We start from the raw sequence: 16951 nt of genomic DNA, 5'->3' as shown, positions 1-16951 counted from the left end.
ACGTTTATTGTAACATGAAATAAAAGTTTTTCTTTTACGTCCTTATTAAACTTCAAAATTTATTTGTAAACTCCTTCTTCATCTAACAAGAAAATATAGTAAAAGAGACCTATCCAATAGGATCAGGTCTCTAACACACCATTATTATTTTTTCTTCGGAATTTGAATTGTAATTTGATAGTACTCGTCAAACTCTTCTTCCTCAGAATTAACATTTAAACCACTGTCAGCAACCATTTGTAATGACTGCCTAATTGTATTCATGGCAATTCTCGTATCTCGACTTACTGCTTTTTGCTTTGCCTTACGCTTCGGTTTTGCTTCCTCTAGTAATTTCGCAATTCGTTCCTCTGTTTGCTTTACATTCAGTTGTTTCTCCACAATTTCCTGTAAAACCTTCAGTTGTAATTCCTCATTCTTTAAAGGGATGAGCGCACGGGCATGGCGTTCTGTAATACTTTTTTCTAATAACGCATTTTTTATTTCTTCAGGCAACTTTAACAATCGCAACTTATTTGCGATTGTGGATTGTCCTTTTCCGAGTCTTTGTGCCAATGCTTCTTGCGTTAAATTATGTAACTCAATTAGCTTTTGATATGCCACAGCTTCCTCGATTGCTGTTAGTTCCTCACGTTGCAAGTTTTCAATTAAAGCCACAGAAGCTGTTTCTGTATCATTTAAGTTTTTTATAATTGCAGGAACCTTTTCCCACCCTAACTTTGTTGCTGCACGAAAACGCCTTTCTCCAGCAATAATCTCGTACTTCTCATCCTCATATTGCCTCACAACAATTGGCTGAATAAGTCCGTGTGTACGAATCGTTAATGCTAGTTCCTCAATACGCGCGTCATCAAAAACTGTTCGTGGTTGATAACGGTTAGGGGTAATATTTACTATCGGAATTTCTTGTATTTCTTCATATACCTTTTTATCTATTTCTTCATGGCTTTCGTCTTGTAATTCGAATTCGCTCTCTTTATCTCCAAAGCCAAATAAACGAGAAAACGTATTTTTCATACATATTCCACCACCTTTAGGCCTATTGACTATTCTCCATAAAATGTTTCCTATGAAACATTTACGTTTTCATTTATATAATTTAATCTTACGTCTAATAAGATTTATTTTTCAATAGGTAATTTATTGGGTGTTCCCGGTTTGCGTGGATATTTCTTTGGTGTCTTGCGCTTTTTCTCGATTAATAAAATATTACGTTCACTTTCTTCAAATGGTAATTGGAACGTAGATATTTCTTTTAAATCCCCGCCTAGCACCTCTAAAGCATACTTGCCATTTTCAATTTCTTCGTTTGCTGCAGCACCTTTCATTGCAATGAATGTTCCCCCAACTTTTACAAGTGGTAAACACAGCTCACTTAATACTGAAAGACGTGCGACTGCACGTGCCATTACAATGTCGTACGCTTCACGTACACCTTCTTTTTTTCCAAATGTTTCAGCACGATCATGACAAAACGCGACGTCACTCAATTCCAACTTTTGTGCTAAATGATTTAAGAAATTAATACGTTTTTGTAATGAGTCTACAATCGTCACTTTTAAATGCGGGAAACAGATTTTTAAAGGAATACTTGGGAATCCAGCTCCTGCGCCAACATCACAAATTGAGAATGGTTTAGAAAAATCGTAATAAAAAGCAGCTGTAATGGAATCAAAAAAGTGTTTTAAATATACTTCCTCTTTTTCCGTAATAGCCGTTAAATTCATTTTTTCATTCCATTCTACTAATGTTTCGAAGTAGATTTCGAACTGCTCTAACTGTCTAGAAGAGAGGGTGATACCCTTCTCTTCTAGCATAGATTGAAATTGTTCTATGTTCATCTAACAATATCTCCTTACTATTTATTGGTTCGATACTCGCGCAATTTTTCCTTGTTCAATATACACAAGTAAAATGGAAATGTCTGCTGGATTTACGCCCGATATACGTGAAGCCTGCCCCACTGAAAGTGGACGAACATCTTTCAATTTCTGTCTAGCTTCTGATGCAAGGCTAGAAATCGCATCATAATCAATATCGACAGGAATTTTTTTACTTTCCATCTTCTTCATACGCTCTACTTGCTGTAAAGATTTTTCGATATATCCTTCGTACTTAATCTGAATTTCAACTTGTTCTGTAACTTCATCACTTAATTCTACTTCACTTGGTACTAAAAGATGGATATGCTCATATGTCATCTCTGGACGACGTAATAAGTCACTTGCACGTATTCCATCTTTCAATTCACTTCCACCAATATTGCGAATTAATTCTTGAACTTCAGGACGTGGTTTAATAATAATGCTACTTAAACGTTCCTTTTCCTGTTCAATTTGTAATTTTTTATTTGTAAATCGCTCATAGCGTTCTTCTTTAATTAATCCAATTTCATGACCAATTTCAGTTAAACGAAGATCCGCATTATCATGGCGTAATAATAGACGATACTCTGCACGAGACGTTAATAAACGATATGGTTCATTCGTCCCTTTCGTTACAAGATCATCAATTAAGACACCAATATAAGCATCCTCACGACCTAAAATAACTTCTTTTTTACCTAAAGAACGACATGCTGCATTAATTCCGGCCATAAGCCCTTGTCCTGCTGCCTCTTCGTAACCAGAAGTTCCGTTAATTTGTCCTGCTGTATATAAATTTTTAATTTTTTTCGTTTCAAGTGTTGGCCATAGTTGCGTTGGCACAATTGCATCATATTCAATTGCATAACCTGTACGCATCATTTCAACATTTTCTAGACCAGGGATTGTTCTAAGCATATCACGCTGTACGTCTTCTGGTAAGCTTGTGGATAAACCTTGTACGTACACTTCTTGTGTGTTACGTCCCTCTGGCTCTAAGAAAATTTGATGACGTGGTTTATCATTAAACCTTACTACTTTGTCTTCAATTGAAGGACAATATCTAGGACCTGTTCCCTTAATCATACCAGAATACATAGCTGAGCGATGTAGGTTTTCATCTATTAAACGATGTGTTTCCGTACTTGTATACGTTAACCAACATGGAATTTGATCCATAATAAACTTTGTCGTTTCAAAAGAGAAAGCGCGTGGCTTATCGTCACCTGGCTGAATTTCTGTTTTACTGTAATCAATCGTATTACTATTTACGCGCGGAGGTGTACCTGTTTTAAATCTAACAAGATCAAATCCAAGCTCCTCTAAATGTTCCGATAACGTAATAGATGGTTGTTGATTATTTGGACCACTCGAATATTTTAAATCTCCCATAATAATCTCACCACGTAAAAACGTACCAGTCGTAATTACGACTGTTTTTGCTGTATATTCAGCACCAGCTTGCGTAATTACCCCTTTACATTCGCCATCTTCAACGATCAAACGCTCTACCATTCCTTGGAACAACGTTAAGTTTGGTGTTTCTTCAATTGTTTTCTTTAATTCATGCTGGTAAGAGAACTTATCTGCTTGTGCTCGCAGTGCACGTACAGCTGGCCCTTTACCTGTATTTAACATACGCATTTGAATATGCGTTTTATCAATGTTGCGTCCCATTTCTCCGCCTAATGCATCAATTTCACGAACAACAATCCCTTTTGCTGGTCCACCAACAGAAGGGTTACATGGCATAAACGCTACCATATCTAAGTTAATTGTTAACATTAATGTTTTGGAGCCCATTCGTGCTGCCGCAAGACCAGCTTCACATCCTGCATGACCTGCACCGATTACTATGACATCGTATGAACCGGCATTGTATCCCATTGTTTATTCCTCCTAATAATCTCTATCTTTCTGAAACATCACTATATTATTTTCCTAAACAAAATTGAGAGAACAACTGGTCAATTAAGCTCTCATGAACGGTGTCACCAGTAATTTCACCAAGTATTTCCCACGTTCTTGTTAAATCAATCTGCACCATATCAATTGGAACACCATTTTCTATCGCCTCAATTGCATCTCCAATTGTTTTTCCTGCTTGTGTTAATAATCCAATATGTCTCGCGTTAGAAACATATGTTACATCTGCAGAATCAATTGTTCCTTCAAAGAATAAATCAGCGATTGCCGTTTCAAGCTCATCTATTCCCTGTTCCTCAATTAACGACGTTGTAATAACACGATTCCCCGCTGCTAATTCTATAACACGTTCCATATCAATTGCTTGCGGTAAATCTGTCTTATTTACAATAACAATGAAATCTTTTCCTTGTACGGCACGGAATAGATCTTCATCCTCATTCGTTAAAGCTTCGCTATAATTAACGACAACTAACACTAAATCAGCTTGACTCATCATTTCTTTTGAACGCTCTACACCAATTCGTTCAACAACATCTTCTGTTTCACGAATTCCGGCCGTATCTATAAGTTTAAGTGGTACACCACGCACATTAACGTACTCTTCAATAACATCACGAGTTGTTCCTGCAATATCAGTTACAATTGCCTTTTTCTCCTGAACGAGACTATTTAATAGCGATGATTTCCCAACATTAGGTCTACCAATGATTGCAGTAGCAATACCTTCACGTAAAATCTTTCCTTGCTTTGATGTTTCTAATATTTTTGCAATTTCAGCACGAACATGTGTAGCTTTCTCAATTAAAATATTATGTGTCATTTCTTCCACATCATCATATTCCGGGTAATCTATGTTTACCTCAACATGAGCTAACGTTTCTAATATATCCTGACGCAGACGGCCGATTAATTTAGATAATCGTCCTTCCATTTGATTAATCGCTACGTTCATTGCTCGATCTGTTTTTGCACGGATTAAGTCCATAACAGCTTCTGCTTGTGATAAATCAATACGGCCATTTAAAAAAGCACGTTTTGTAAATTCACCAGGCTCCGCTAATCGTACTCCTTGCGCTAAAATAAGCTGCAATACTTTATTTACCGAAACAAGCCCACCGTGACAGTTAATTTCTACTATATTTTCACGTGTAAAAGTCCTCGGTGCACGCATAATAGACACCATTACTTCTTCAATAACCTGATTTGTATCTAAATCAACAATATGACCATAATGAATTGTGTGAGAAGGAACCTCTGTTAAATCCTTCCCTTTAAAAATACGATTAACCTTTTCAACCGCATCATCCCCACTTACTCGAACAATGGCAATTGCACCCTCTCCAAGCGCTGTGGAAATCGCGGCAATTGTATCAAATTCCATGTCCTTTCACCTCACTTGCTTATTTATCTCTATTTCAACATGATTATTTTCTTCACTAAATTATTAGAATACCATAACGAACCTATCTACAAAAGAATAATAACTCATTTTATTATGTCCTCATGTAAAAAACACTAAACTTATTCACAGTGGATAAGTTTAGTGTTTTTTAGTTATCCACACCTATTTTCCCCTCAAAAAAACCGGCACTCAATTGAGTAACCGGTCACTTGGAAGATATTACAACATGTCGATGTGGTTCTTTTCCTTCAGAAGTTGTAATGATATTTTGATGATTAGATAATGCTTGGTGGATAATCTTTCGTTCAAAAGATGGCATAGGCTCCAATACAACTCTTTTTTTCGTACTTACTACTTGTTTGGCTAATCGATAAGAAAGTGCTTCTAGCGTAGCTTTTCTTTTACTACGATAATTTTCAGCATCTAATGTGATACTAATGTACTGCTTCGTATTACGATTCGCCACAAGTTTTGTTAAATACTGTAAAGAATTCAAGGTATTCCCTCTTTTTCCAATCAAAACACCCACATTTTCGCCGTAAATTGTAAATTCAACTTCGCGTCCTTTTACAATTTTACTAATCTCAGCTTCCACACCCATATCGTGAATAACATTTTTTAAATATTCTTCACATTCTTGAATTGGATCTTTCTTCAATACAACTTCTACTACTGCAGGTCGGTTCCCAAATAAACCTAAGAACCCTCTCTTACCCTCATCGATAATATTTATATCTACTCGGTCTTTTGAAACATTTAATTGTCTTAAAGCATCCTGTACTGCCAGCTCGACTGTTTGTCCTTTAGCAGTAATTATACTCACTTGCTTGATCCTCCTGCCTTACTAGCCTTAATTTCCGGCCCTTTGATCAAGTACATTTGAGCGATACCAAAGATATTACCAACAACCCAGTAAAGTGATAATGCAGCTGGGAAGTTAATTGCAAAGATTAAAATCATGATTGGCATTAACCAAATCATCATTGCCATTTGCGGATTTTGACCAGCAGTTCCTGCCATTGCAAGTTTTTGCTGAATAAATGTCGTAATTGCCGCAACAACCGGTAAGATATAGAACGGATCTGCTTGTCCTAAGTCGAACCATAAGAATGTATGCTTACTAATTTCTGATGTTCTCATAATCGCATGGTAAAACGCGAATAAAATAGGCATCTGAACAAAGATTGGTAAACATCCTGCTAATGGATTTACACCATTTTTTTGATACAACTGCATCATTTCTTGTTGTAGTTTTTGCTGCGTTGCTTGATCTTTAGAGCTATATTTCTCTTTTAACTTCACCATTTCTGGTTGTAACGCTTGCATTGCTTTCGTACTCTTCGTTTGTTTAATCATTAATGGTAATAATGCAAAACGAATGATAAGAGTTGTAACAACAATCGCTAAACCGTAATTACTACCAAATAAGTTGGCAAAATACGTAATTAACTGAGAAAGCGGGTATACGAAGTATTCATTCCAAATTCCAGTGCTTTTTGGTGTAATTGGCTGATTTACTTCACTACAGCCAGCAGTAATCGCCATTAATACAACAACCATGGCTAGTAAACCTAATTTCTTTTTCAAAGCCTACTCCTCCTTGTATCGGTATGTATATAGTGTAATTCATTTCCTTACGCTACTTTTTTATTCTTTTCATACCAGAGCGTTTAAAGACATGAATTAAGCTTTTCTTTACTTCTTCATATGTCATCTCTGCACAAGGCTTCCTTGCTATTATAACAAAATCTTTTCCAGAATCTATCTCATCTTTTAATTCTGTGATCGACTGGCGAATCATACGTTTAATTCGGTTACGCACTACTGCATTTCCTATTTTCTTGCTGACAGAAAGGCCAATACGAAAGTTTGGCTGCTCTTCTTTATCTAGTTGATACACAACAAATTGACGATTCGCAGTCGATTTTCCTTTTTGAAAAACCGTCTGGAATTCATCATTCTTTTTTATACGATGTTTTTTCTTCATATCAATTGACACTCCTGTAGTTCATCAGCGGAAATTCACTATTATTAGAAAAAAAGACCACTGAACGATCAGTGGTCTACGCAGATAATACTTTTCTTCCTTTACGACGACGAGCTGCTAGCACTTTACGTCCGTTCGCTGTGCTCATACGGCTGCGGAAACCATGTACTTTGCTGCGCTTACGTTTATTTGGTTGGTAAGTTCTTTTCATTATATGACACCTCCCTGAGGAATATCTGTTAAAGACAGTCTTATAAATTATAGTTAATCAACTAGGAAAATGTCAATGGTTCTAGAAATTTTCATCAAATATTCATTTTGAACCTATTCACATACTTTTTCACAGACGCTATATTTCCTTGTGGATAAATGTTTTTTTCTGTTTTTTATATCCACAAACTCTTTTCGTACTTTTACACAGTATATCGTGTTGTGGACAAGTTTATTCCACAAGGTATTGATTTTGTGGATAACTTTCTTAATTTCATTGCTATAGCTACTTTTTTTTGATATTATAGTTGTGTTTTCACTTTGAATAAGTTTTCCACATCATTATCTTATCCACAATTTGTGTATAACATGTGGACAGTTTTAATCACATGTGGGTAAATGATTATCCACATTTGCTTTTTTGTCGAAAACCCTATCTCATATACAAACGACGTTTTTAGGTTTTAAAATACGTTTCGTATAAATATACATTTTATATTTATTTAGGTTGTACATTTGTTGCGCAACCTTATTCTTTTACCATCTTAGTAAAGGAGGGACACCTTTGGAAAACATCTCTGATTTATGGAACAGCGCCTTAAAAGAACTAGAAAAAAAGGTCAGTAAACCAAGTTATGAAACATGGTTAAAATCAACGACCGCACATAATTTAAAGAAAGATGTATTAACAATTACGGCTCCAAATGAATTCGCCCGCGATTGGCTAGAATCTCATTATTCAGAGCTAATTTCAGAAACACTTTATGATTTAACAGGGGCAAAATTAGCTATTCGCTTTATTATTCCCCAAAGTCAAGCCGAAGAGGAGATTGATCTTCCTCCTTCTAAACCGAATTCAGCACAAGATGATTCTAATCATTTACCACAGAGTATGCTAAATCCAAAATATACGTTTGATACGTTTGTTATTGGCTCTGGTAACCGTTTTGCTCACGCTGCTTCATTGGCCGTAGCCGAAGCGCCAGCTAAAGCATATAATCCCCTCTTTATTTATGGGGGAGTTGGACTTGGAAAGACCCATTTAATGCATGCAATTGGTCATTATGTAATTGAACATAACCCAAATGCCAAAGTTGTATATTTATCATCAGAAAAATTTACAAATGAATTCATTAATTCTATTCGTGATAATAAAGCTGTCGATTTTCGTAATAAATACCGCAATGTGGATGTTTTATTGATAGATGATATTCAATTTTTAGCGGGAAAAGAACAAACTCAAGAAGAGTTTTTCCATACATTCAATGCATTACACGAAGAAAGTAAACAAATTGTAATTTCCAGTGATCGGCCACCAAAAGAAATTCCAACTTTAGAAGATCGTCTTCGTTCTCGCTTTGAATGGGGACTCATTACGGATATTACGCCACCAGATTTAGAAACGCGGATTGCAATTTTGCGCAAAAAGGCAAAGGCTGAAGGACTTGATATACCAAATGAGGTCATGCTTTATATTGCAAATCAAATCGATTCAAATATTCGTGAACTAGAAGGTGCACTCATCCGAGTTGTAGCTTATTCATCTTTAATTAACAAAGATATTAATGCTGATTTAGCAGCCGAAGCACTTAAAGATATTATTCCAAATTCTAAACCAAAAATTATCTCCATTTATGATATTCAAAAAGCTGTAGGAGATGTTTATCAAGTAAAATTGGAAGATTTCAAGGCGAAAAAGCGAACGAAATCAGTTGCCTTCCCTCGCCAAATTGCAATGTATTTATCACGTGAACTGACAGACTCCTCCTTACCTAAAATAGGTGAAGAATTTGGTGGACGTGATCATACAACAGTTATCCATGCTCATGAAAAAATTTCTAAGCTACTTAAGACGGATACGCAATTACAAAAGCAAGTTGAAGAAATTAACGATATTTTAAAGTAGTAGCTGAATAGTGTGAATAACTTTCCTTGTTTTACGCACAGTCTATCCACATGTAGATAGACTGTTTTTACATCCTTTAACAGGGTTATCCACATATCCACAAGCCCTATTACTATTACTACTATTTTTTATCTTTATTAATTAAATAAAATCTTATACTTACCGGAGGTTTTTCTTTATGCGTTTTACAATACAAAAAGACTATCTTGTAAGAAGTGTACAAGATGTAATGAAGGCTGTTTCTTCTCGTACAACAATTCCGATCCTTACGGGGATTAAAGTTGTCGCTACAGAAGAAGGAGTTACATTAACAGGAAGCGATGCTGATATTTCAATTGAATCTTTCATTCCAGTTGAAGAGAATGGAAAAGAAATCGTAGAAGTGAATCAATCAGGAAGTATTGTTTTACAGGCTAAATATTTTAGTGAAATTGTAAAGAAGTTGCCTAAAGAAACTGTAGAAATTTCTGTGGAAAATCATTTGATGACAAAAATAACTTCTGGAAAATCAGAGTTTAATTTAAATGGTTTAGATTCTGCAGAATATCCATTGTTACCACAAATTGAAGAACATCATGTTTTTAAGATTCCAACGGATTTACTTAAACATATGATTAGACAAACTGTATTTGCAGTTTCCACTTCTGAAACAAGACCAATCTTGACAGGTGTAAACTGGAAGGTATATAACAGCGAACTAACTGGCATTGCTACAGATAGTCACAGACTAGCTCTTCGAAAAGCAAAAATTGAAGGCATTGCAGATGAGTTCCAAGCAAATGTTGTTATTCCAGGAAAAAGTTTAAATGAATTAAGCAAAATTCTAGATGAGTCTGAAGAAATGGTAGATATCGTTATTACGGAGTATCAAGTATTATTCCGTACAAAACATTTATTATTCTTCTCAAGATTGTTAGAAGGAAATTACCCTGATACAACTCGCTTAATTCCAGCGGAGAGCAAAACAGATATTTTTGTAAATACAAAAGAATTTTTACAAGCAATTGATCGTGCATCTCTTTTAGCAAGAGATGGTCGTAATAATGTTGTAAAATTATCAACTTTAGAGCAGGCAATGCTAGAAATTTCCTCGAATTCACCAGAAATCGGAAAAGTAGTAGAAGAAGTTCAATGTGAAAAAGTAGATGGAGAAGAGTTAAAAATATCTTTTAGTGCAAAATATATGATGGATGCACTAAAAGCATTAGATAGTACTGAAATTAAGATTAGCTTTACTGGAGCAATGAGACCATTCTTAATTCGTACAGTAAATGATGAATCCATTATTCAATTAATTTTACCGGTTCGTACTTACTAAGTAAGAAATAAGGGTTGCTAGTTTTCAGATGCTAGTAGCCCTTATTTGATTTTTGGGTATTACTTTCCTAATGCTAGTTTATTTAGTACAATGAAAGAATGAACACTTTCAGAAAGTGAGCGATTTTATGAAACGTATTAAAATTTCAACAGAGTATATTACACTAGGGCAATTTTTAAAGTTAGCCGATGTAATTGATACAGGTGGCGCTGTAAAATGGTTTTTACAAGAATATGAAGTGTACGTGAATCAAGAACTTGAAAATAGAAGAGGTCGCAAACTATATGCGAACGATATTATTGAAATTCCAGGAAGCGGAAGTTTCCAAGTTCAGTCATAAAGGGGGAGCCCTTTGTTTATTTCAGAAATACAATTAAAAAACTATCGCAATTATGAAAAGTTAGAGCTTTCCTTTGAAGATAAGGTAAATGTAATTATCGGCGAGAATGCGCAAGGGAAAACGAATTTGATGGAAGCTATTTATGTTTTAGCGATGGCGAAATCTCATAGAACCTCTAATGATCGCGAACTTATCCGTTGGGATGAAGATTTCGGTCAAATTAAAGGAAAGCTACAAAAGAGAAATAGTTCTTTGTCTTTGGAATTAAATATCTCGAAAAAAGGTAAAAAGGCAAAATTAAATCAACTTGAACAACAAAAATTGAGTCAATATATTGGCGTGATGAATGTTGTCATGTTTGCCCCAGAAGATTTAAATCTTGTAAAAGGAAGCCCTCAAGTAAGAAGACGCTTTTTAGATATGGAATTAGGCCAAATAGCTCCGGTCTATTTGTATGAATTGAGTCAATATCAAAAGGTGCTCACACAACGAAATCACTTGCTAAAAAAGATGCAAGGGAATAGTAAGAATGAGGAAACGATGTTGGATGTATTTACACTTCAACTTATTGAGCATGGTACAAAAATTTTGCAAAAACGCTTTGAATTTTTGCATTTACTACAAGAATGGGCAGCTCCAATTCATCGTGGTATAAGCCGTGGGTTAGAAGAATTAGAAATTGTCTATAAACCGAGTGTAGATGTATCAGAATCAATGGATTTGTCGAAAATAAAAGAAGTATACTATGAAAGTTTTCAATCCGTGAAACAACGTGAAATTTTCCGTGGTACGACTTTAATTGGTCCTCATCGTGATGATTTACAATTCTTCGTTAATAGTAAAAATGTTCAAGTCTTTGGTTCGCAAGGACAACAACGAACGACCGCACTGTCCCTAAAATTAGCTGAAATTGAATTGATTTACTCAGAAGTTAAAGAATATCCGATTCTTCTATTGGATGATGTATTATCAGAATTAGATGATTATCGTCAATCGCATCTGTTAAATACAATTCAAGGAAAAGTGCAAACATTTGTGACAACGACGAGTGTCGACGGAATTGAACACGAAACATTAAAAGAAGCGAAAACAATTCATGTAACGAACGGCACGGTAGATTGTGAAATAGATAGGGCGTAATCCCTGTTTAAATGGAAAAGTAGGTGATCTTTGTGTCAATGGAACAAAAGCAAATGCAAGAAAATTCATATGATGAAAGTCAAATACAGGTACTTGAAGGGCTAGAAGCAGTTCGAAAACGCCCTGGTATGTATATTGGATCTACAAGCGGAAAAGGACTTCACCATCTTGTATGGGAAATCGTCGATAATAGTATTGATGAAGCACTTGCAGGTTACTGTGATGAAATTAACGTTAGTATCGAAGAAGATAATAGTATTCGTGTAACGGATAATGGACGTGGTATTCCAGTTGGTATACAAGAAAAAATGGGACGTCCTGCTGTAGAGGTTATTATGACCGTTCTTCATGCTGGTGGTAAGTTTGGCGGCGGCGGTTATAAAGTTTCTGGTGGTTTGCATGGTGTTGGGGCATCTGTAGTAAATGCCCTATCAACAGAACTAGAGGTATTTGTACATCGTGAAGGTAAAATCCATTATCAAAAATACGAAAGAGGTATTCCGGTTGCGGATTTAAAAGTCATTGGTGACACAGATCAAACAGGAACGATAACTCGATTTAAACCAGATCCAGAAATTTTTCAGGAAACAACAGTATACGAATTTGATACGCTCGCAACTCGTATGCGTGAATTAGCATTTTTAAATCGTAATATTAAATTAACAATTGAAGATAAACGTGAACATAAGCAAAAGAAAGAATTCCATTATGAAGGTGGAATTAAATCATACGTCGAGCATTTAAATCGCTCAAAACAACCAATCCATGAAGAACCTGTATATGTAGAAGGATCAAAAGATGGTATTCAAGTTGAGGTTTCCTTACAGTATAACGAAGGATATACAAATAATATTTACTCATTTACGAATAACATTCATACGTATGAAGGTGGAACACATGAAGTAGGGTTTAAAACAGCTTTAACTCGTGTGATTAACGATTATGGACGTAAAAATAGTATTTTAAAAGATGCAGACAGTAACTTAACGGGTGAGGATGTTCGTGAAGGTTTAACTGCAATTGTATCAATTAAACATCCAAACCCACAATTTGAAGGACAAACGAAGACGAAACTTGGGAATAGTGAAGCAAGAACGATTACAGAGTCTGTGTTTTCAGAGGCATTTGAAAAGTTCTTACTAGAAAACCCGAATGTTGCACGAAAAATCGTAGAAAAAGGTACGATGGCAGCACGTGCACGTGTTGCAGCGAAAAAAGCACGTGAATTGACACGCCGCAAGAGCGCATTAGAAGTTTCAAGTTTACCTGGTAAATTAGCAGATTGCTCTTCGAAAGATCCAGCAATTAGTGAAATTTACATTGTAGAGGGTGACTCTGCTGGTGGATCAGCAAAACAAGGGCGTGATCGTCATTTCCAAGCGATTTTACCGCTAAAAGGTAAAATTATTAACGTTGAAAAAGCAAGATTGGATAAAATTTTATCTAACGATGAAGTGCGTACAATTATTACTGCAATTGGTACGAACATTGGCGGCGATTTTGATATTGAGAAAGCTCGTTATCATAAAGTTATTATTATGACGGATGCCGACGTAGATGGTGCGCATATTCGTACCCTATTATTAACGTTCTTCTATCGTTATATGCGTCAAATTATTGAACATGGTTATATCTATATTGCACAGCCACCGTTGTTTAAAATACAACAAGGTAAAAAAATTCAATATGCTTATAATGAGAAAGAGCTTGAAAAGATTTTAGCTGAATTACCAGCTCAACCTAAACCCGGGATCCAACGTTACAAAGGTTTAGGAGAAATGAATCCAGCTCAGCTTTGGGAAACGACAATGGACCCAGAAGTGCGTTCATTACTTCAAGTTTCCCTTCAAGATGCAATTGAAGCAGATGAAACATTTGAAATTTTAATGGGGGATAAAGTAGAGCCACGTCGTAACTTTATCCAAGAAAATGCAAAATACGTGAAAAACCTTGATATTTAAATGAGTAATGACAGGAATCTGAGTATTCCTGTCTTCTACATATAAATCAATGTATGTGTAACGGAAATGTAAGAGGAGGTGCTCGTTGATGTCAGACAATCAACAACAAGCACGAATTCGAGAAATTAATATTAGTCATGAAATGCGTACCTCATTTTTAGATTACGCAATGAGTGTTATCGTATCTCGTGCATTACCAGATGTTCGTGATGGATTAAAACCTGTGCATCGTAGGGTTTTATATGCGATGAATGATTTAGGAATTACGGCTGATAAAGCGTATAAGAAATCAGCACGTATTGTTGGTGAAGTAATTGGTAAGTATCACCCTCATGGTGATTCGGCTGTTTATGAAACAATGGTACGTATGGCGCAAGATTTCAGTCAACGTTATATGCTTGTTGATGGGCATGGTAACTTTGGATCTGTCGATGGAGATTCAGCAGCAGCAATGCGTTATACAGAAGCAAGAATGTCTAAGATTTCTATGGAGTTAATACGTGATATTTCAAAAAATACGATTGATTATCAAGATAACTATGATGGTTCTGAAAGAGAGCCAATTGTATTACCAGCGCGTTTTCCTAACTTACTAGTAAATGGTACGACAGGTATTGCAGTTGGTATGGCAACGAATATTCCGCCGCATCAACTTGGCGAAGTAATTGATGGGGTATTGGCATTAAGTCATAATCCTGATATTACTATTGCAGAATTAATGGAGTGCATTCCAGGACCAGATTTCCCGACGGCAGGTTTAATTTTAGGAAGAAGTGGTATTCGTAGAGCGTATGAAACAGGACGCGGTTCTATTATACTTCGTGCTAAAGTTGAAATTGAAGAGAAGTCAAATGGCAAACAATCTATTATCGTAACGGAACTACCTTATCAAGTAAATAAGGCGCGATTAATTGAAAAAATTGCAGAATTAGTTCGCGATAAGAAAATTGAAGGTATTACAGATTTACGTGATGAATCAGATCGAAATGGTATGCGTATTGTTATGGAAGTACGTCGTGATGCCAATGCTAATGTATTATTAAATAACTTATATAAACATACAGCACTTCAAACAAGTTTCGGTATTAACATGCTGTCTCTTGTAAATGGAGAGCCACAAGTGCTGAACTTAAAACAAAATTTATATCATTACTTGGAACATCAAAAGGTAGTAATTCGTAGACGTACAGCTTATGAACTAGAAAAAGCAGAAGCGCGTGCTCATATTTTAGAAGGATTACGAATTGCCTTAGACCATCTGGATGAAGTTATTACATTAATTCGTAGTTCGAAAACAGCGGAAATTGCAAAGCAAGGTTTAATGGAACGTTTCGGCTTAAGTGAAAAACAAGCGCAAGCTATTTTAGATATGCGTTTGCAACGTTTAACAGGTTTAGAACGCGAAAAGATTGAACAAGAATATCAGGACTTAATGAAGTTAATCGCTGAATTAAAAGCAATCTTAGCAGATGAAGAAAAGGTTCTTGAGATTATTCGTGAAGAATTAACGGAAGTAAAAGAGCGCTTCAATGATAAGAGACGCACAGAAATTACAATTGGTGGTATGGAGTCTATTGAAGATGAAGACTTGATTCCAGAACAAAATATCGCCATTACGTTAACTCATAATGGTTATATTAAGAGGTTACCAGCTTCCACGTATAAAACACAGAACCGTGGTGGACGTGGTGTGCAAGGAATGGGGACAAATGATGATGATTTCGTAGAGCATTTATTAACTACTTCTACGCATGATCATATTCTATTCTTCACTAATAAGGGGAAAGTATACCGTACGAAAGGATATGAAATCCCAGAGTATAGTCGTACAGCGAAAGGTATACCTATTATTAACCTATTAGGTGTAGATAAGGGTGAATGGATTAACGCCATTATTCCAATTCGTGAATTTGGTGACGATGAATTCTTATTCTTCACAACAAAACAAGGTATCTCTAAGAGAACACCACTTTCATCATTTGCAAATATCCGTACGAATGGTTTAATTGCAATCTCTCTTCGTGAAGAGGATGAAGTAATATCTGTACGTTTAACATCTGGTGATAAGGATATTATTGTAGGAACAAGCAATGGTATGTTAATTCGTTTTAACGAGCAAGATGTGCGTTCTATGGGACGTAACGCGGCTGGTGTAAAAGCAATTACATTAGGTGAAGAAGATCAAGTTGTAGGTATGGAAATTGTCGAAGAGGATGTAAATGTTTTAATTGTAACGAAAAATGGTTATGGAAAACGTACGCCAATTGATGAATACCGTCTACAAAGCCGTGGTGGTAAAGGTCTGAAGACTTGTAATATTACAGATAAAAACGGGAAATTAGTAGCTGTTAAATCTGTAACAGGTGAAGAAGATATTATGTTAATTACAGCAGCGGGTGTTATTATTCGTATGCCAGTTGATCAAATCTCTCAAATGGGACGTAATACACAAGGTGTTCGTCTAATTCGATTAGAGGATGAGCAAGAGGTAGCGACAGTAGCAAAAGCACAAAAAGATGATGAGGAAGAAACGAGCGAAGAGGTTTCTTCAGAAGAATAAGAGGGGAGATATCTCCCCTCTTTATTTTTTTATAATAATACTTGCATAGGGAAGGGAAAGCCTATATAATAGGCAGAGTCAGCAAATGAGAGATATAAGTTATCGAAAAAACTTGTTGACGAAAATAATATACTATGATATATTATAAAAGTCGCTGAAACGCGATGTTGAACTTTGAAAACTAAACGAAACAAACAACGTGAAACGTCAATTTTTATTTTAGATGCTAGACAAACTAACTTTATTGGAGAGTTTGATCCTGGCTCAGGATGAACGCTGGCGGCGTGCCTAATACATGCAAGTCGAGCGAATGGATTAAGAGCTTGCTCTTAT

Annotated in this window: 14 protein-coding genes and 1 rRNA gene; 7 read left to right on the top strand and 8 right to left on the bottom strand. The window is 35.7% G+C overall.

All coding sequences use genetic code 11. The features are described from left to right. Nucleotides 1-144: 144 nt before the first annotated feature. The 8 genes from noc to rpmH form a co-directional block, all read right to left on the bottom strand. A complete protein-coding gene (gene noc, locus PDQ40_RS14405) occupies nt 145-1017 on the bottom strand; it encodes a nucleoid occlusion protein (RefSeq protein WP_000799029.1) in 873 nt (290 codons plus the stop codon). A 104-nt stretch (nt 1018-1121) separates the two neighbouring features. Further along, nucleotides 1122-1841 carry a 16S rRNA (guanine(527)-N(7))-methyltransferase RsmG gene (gene rsmG, locus PDQ40_RS14400; RefSeq protein ID WP_193655809.1) on the bottom strand — a complete coding sequence of 240 codons (720 nt, stop codon included), beginning with the start codon at nt 1839-1841 and terminating at the stop codon, nt 1122-1124. Nucleotides 1842-1862: 21 nt separating this feature from the next. Beyond that, on the bottom strand, nt 1863-3752 hold the full coding sequence (mnmG, locus tag PDQ40_RS14395) for a tRNA uridine-5-carboxymethylaminomethyl(34) synthesis enzyme MnmG (protein WP_000541033.1): 1890 nt from the start codon (nt 3750-3752) through the stop codon (nt 1863-1865). A gap of 46 nt (nt 3753-3798) precedes the next feature. After that, a complete protein-coding gene (gene mnmE / locus PDQ40_RS14390; RefSeq protein WP_000393773.1) occupies nt 3799-5175 on the bottom strand; it encodes a tRNA uridine-5-carboxymethylaminomethyl(34) synthesis GTPase MnmE in 1377 nt (458 codons plus the stop codon). 226 nt (nt 5176-5401) lie between these two features. Then, on the bottom strand, nt 5402-6019 hold the full coding sequence (gene jag / locus PDQ40_RS14385; protein WP_270691467.1) for an RNA-binding cell elongation regulator Jag/EloR: 618 nt from the start codon (nt 6017-6019) through the stop codon (nt 5402-5404). Continuing rightward, nucleotides 6016-6783 (bottom strand): YidC family membrane integrase SpoIIIJ, encoded by a 768-nt coding sequence (gene spoIIIJ / locus PDQ40_RS14380; RefSeq protein WP_000727751.1) that lies wholly within the window; start codon nt 6781-6783, stop codon nt 6016-6018. The genes jag and spoIIIJ overlap by 4 nt, the downstream gene beginning before the upstream one ends. Nucleotides 6784-6835: 52 nt before the next feature. Further along, the gene (rnpA, locus tag PDQ40_RS14375) at nt 6836-7183 is read right to left on the bottom strand and encodes a ribonuclease P protein component (RefSeq protein ID WP_000726630.1); all 348 of its coding nucleotides are present in this window, start codon (nt 7181-7183) and stop codon (nt 6836-6838) included. A 76-nt stretch (nt 7184-7259) separates the two neighbouring features. After that, nucleotides 7260-7394: a 50S ribosomal protein L34 gene (gene rpmH, locus PDQ40_RS14370; RefSeq protein ID WP_000831901.1), complete on the bottom strand. Its 135-nt coding sequence runs from the start codon at nt 7392-7394 to the stop codon at nt 7260-7262. Nucleotides 7395-7958: 564 nt separating this feature from the next. On the opposite strand from rpmH, the gene dnaA reads away from it, so the two are divergent. The 7 genes from dnaA to PDQ40_RS14335 form a co-directional block, all read left to right on the top strand. Further along, nucleotides 7959-9299 (top strand): chromosomal replication initiator protein DnaA, encoded by a 1341-nt coding sequence (gene dnaA, locus PDQ40_RS14365; RefSeq protein ID WP_000428025.1) that lies wholly within the window; start codon nt 7959-7961, stop codon nt 9297-9299. 178 nt (nt 9300-9477) lie between these two features. After that, the gene (gene dnaN / locus PDQ40_RS14360; RefSeq protein WP_001212896.1) at nt 9478-10617 is read left to right on the top strand and encodes a DNA polymerase III subunit beta; all 1140 of its coding nucleotides are present in this window, start codon (nt 9478-9480) and stop codon (nt 10615-10617) included. Between the two features lie 127 nt (nt 10618-10744). Further along, nucleotides 10745-10957, top strand: a complete 213-nt coding sequence (gene yaaA, locus PDQ40_RS14355) for a S4 domain-containing protein YaaA (protein ID WP_000821367.1) — start codon at nt 10745-10747, stop codon at nt 10955-10957. Between the two features lie 12 nt (nt 10958-10969). Beyond that, nucleotides 10970-12097 carry a DNA replication/repair protein RecF gene (gene recF, locus PDQ40_RS14350; RefSeq protein ID WP_000470750.1) on the top strand — a complete coding sequence of 376 codons (1128 nt, stop codon included), beginning with the start codon at nt 10970-10972 and terminating at the stop codon, nt 12095-12097. Between the two features lie 38 nt (nt 12098-12135). Next, complete coding sequence (gyrB, locus tag PDQ40_RS14345; protein WP_000435990.1) at nt 12136-14058, top strand: DNA topoisomerase (ATP-hydrolyzing) subunit B; 1923 nt, start codon at nt 12136-12138, stop codon at nt 14056-14058. Between the two features lie 88 nt (nt 14059-14146). Further along, nucleotides 14147-16618 carry a DNA gyrase subunit A gene (gene gyrA / locus PDQ40_RS14340; protein ID WP_001282851.1) on the top strand — a complete coding sequence of 824 codons (2472 nt, stop codon included), beginning with the start codon at nt 14147-14149 and terminating at the stop codon, nt 16616-16618. Nucleotides 16619-16859: 241 nt separating this feature from the next. Continuing rightward, nucleotides 16860-16951 (top strand): 16S ribosomal RNA (locus PDQ40_RS14335); the annotation flags it as partial.

The sequence above is a fragment of the Bacillus cereus group sp. Bc061 genome (assembly GCF_027715825.1).
Classification (GTDB): Bacteria; Bacillota; Bacilli; order Bacillales; family Bacillaceae_G; genus Bacillus_A; species Bacillus_A paranthracis.
Note: the sequence above shows the minus strand (reverse complement) of the source record. Positions and strands in the feature narration are given on the sequence as shown.